Annotated in this window: 2 protein-coding genes; both read left to right on the forward strand. The window is 70.1% G+C overall.

From position 1 onward, the window contains the following. On the forward strand, positions 1-1403 hold a 1403-nt coding region (locus G6027_RS16580; protein ID WP_182638110.1), incomplete at its 5' end, for an alkaline phosphatase D family protein. Positions 1404-1602: 199 nt separating this feature from the next. Beyond that, complete coding sequence (locus G6027_RS16585; RefSeq protein WP_182638111.1) at positions 1603-2151, forward strand: hypothetical protein; 549 nt, start codon at positions 1603-1605, stop codon at positions 2149-2151. Positions 2152-2298: the final 147 nt, after the last annotated feature.

Here is a 2298-nt window from a genome sequence, read left to right on the forward strand (position 1 = left end):
TCGCACACGACCCGGGGTTCTCCCAGCTGGTCCGGTCCGGTTCCGTGGTCACCGACGCCGGCCGCGACCACACCGTCAAGTTCGACTGCACCGGCCTCGCCCCCGACCGCTGGTACCACTACCGCTTCCGGGCCCTCGGCCAGACCTCGCACACCGGGCGCACCCGCACCGCTCCAGCCCACGGCGCGCTCCCCGCCACCGGCCGCTGGCGCATCGGCGTGGTCTCCTGCTCCAACTGGGAGGCGGGCTACTTCTCCGGTTACCGCCACCTCGAGGCGCGCGGTGACCTCGACGCGATCGTCGAACTGGGCGACTACATCTACGAGTACGGCCGCGGCGAGTACACCGGCAAGTTCGGCGCGGTCCGGCCCCACGATCCGCCGCACGACATCGTGACGCTGGCCGACTACCGGATCCGTCTGGCCCAGTACCGCACCGACCCGGATCTGCAGTCCCTGCACGCGCACGTGCCCTGGATCTGCACCTGGGACGACCACGAGCTCGCGAACGACAACTGGTCCGACGGCGCCGAGAACCACCATCCGCACCAGGGGCCGTTCTCCGACCGCAAGGCCGCCAGCTCGCAGGCCTACTTCGAGTGGATGCCCGTGCGGCCCGAGTCCCTCCGCGACGGCGGACACCTCTACCGGCGGTTGCGCTGGGGCTCACTGGCCGAGATCAGCATGCTCGACCTGCGCTCCTACCGCACGGAGGGGCCGGACCGCTTCGACGGCCACGCGATCGACGTCACGGGCACCATGACCGGCGCCGCCCAGTTCGACTGGCTGGCCCGCGGACTGACTTCCTCGACCGCCCGATGGAACGTCATCGGCAACTCGGTGATGATCACGCCCGTGCTGCTGCCGCCGCTCGAGCCCCGCACCACAGCCGCGCTCACCGAGTTGTTGGGCGTCCCGCGCGAGGGCATCACCTATAACCCCGACCAGTGGGACGGCTACGCGGGCGAGCGACGCAGACTGATGGAGGTGATCCGCGCCGCCGGCAGCCGCAACACCGTCTTCCTCACCGGCGACATCCACACCTCGTGGGCCAACGAGGTGCCGTTCGAGCCCGCGAACTACCCGGGAGCGGGCGTCGGTGCGATCGAGTTCGTGACCCCGTCGATCACCAGCAACAACATCGACGACATGGTGAACCTCCCCGAGGGCAACCCGTTGTCCCAGACCGCGCAGGGAGCCCTCACGCAGGTCAACCGCCACGTGCGCTGGGTGGATCTGGACCGCCACGGTTTCACGGTGGTCGAGTTCACGACCGACTTCGCCCACGCCGACTACTGGGCGCTGGTCGCGCGCGAGGACCCTGCCAGCGGCGCCTATCCCATCGCCAGCTGGCGGGTCCGGCACGGCACCGACCAGCTGGAGCCGGCCGGCCCACTGCCCTGATCCAGCTCACCAGGAACCGCGCGGGGCGGACCGGGGCACAGCGCGGGTTGATGCCGGGCACAGCGCGGGGCGGCCCGGGGTGGCGCATGGGCGCGTGTCACCGCGGGGCGGCACTCACACCCGACTCACAACGTCGTGGACTACGGTGGCGTGTCGATGCGCCCCGTCCGGGGGCACGACGCGGTACCGGGAGTGATGGATGACGACGACGAGCCAGCAGCCACCCGAGAACGAACCCGATCCCAGGGAGGCACCCACCAGTGATGGCCGGCGGAGCGGACTCCGTGTGGCGCTCGTGGCGGCGGCCGTTGTCGTAGCCGTGGTGGCCGCTGCGCTCGTGTGGCTCTTCGCGGCCGGGCCGATGTCGACGTCGAATCGCGCGGAGCGCGCAGTCGAGCAGACATTGCGTGGAATGACTGGGTCGGATTCGTTCTCTGAGTTCAACAGTCACCTCTGTGCCGAGAACCGGGTGCCGCAGGACCTGGTCGACAACATCACCGCCTCGGGCGAGCAGACCGGCACCGACCTCGACGCGATGCTGCGCGAGTCCATCGCGGGTTCGTTCCCGGAGGATCTCGAGGTCACCGGGGTCGAGATCGAGGGCGACGTCGCCACGGCCACCGTGGAGTCGGAATCCGACGATTCCGCGCCGGAGCAGGTACGAATGCTCAACGAGGACGGTGCCTGGAAGGTGTGCGAGCCCGGCGTGGGAATGGGTGCGGTGCCTCAGGGCGATCAGCCCGGCTGAGTCCCCGCGGGTCACTCGACTTGAGCCGGCCTCGCCGACTACGCGCCGCCCAGGCGAACCGACCCACTGCCGCGGCCCCGTTCGGCGCCTGGGGGGTTGGTGAGGTGTCCATCGTCGGCGATGAGGCGGTCGAGGTGTTGTCGCCAT

The sequence above is a fragment of the Dietzia sp. SLG310A2-38A2 genome (assembly GCF_014145095.1).
Classification (GTDB): domain Bacteria; phylum Actinomycetota; class Actinomycetes; order Mycobacteriales; family Mycobacteriaceae; genus Dietzia.

What these genes read in the sequence shown, in the direction of transcription:
- G6027_RS16585 (WP_182638111.1), top strand. Translation starts at nt 1,603, where the DNA reads ATGACGACGACGAGCCAGCAGCCACCCGAGAACGAACCCGATCCCAGG.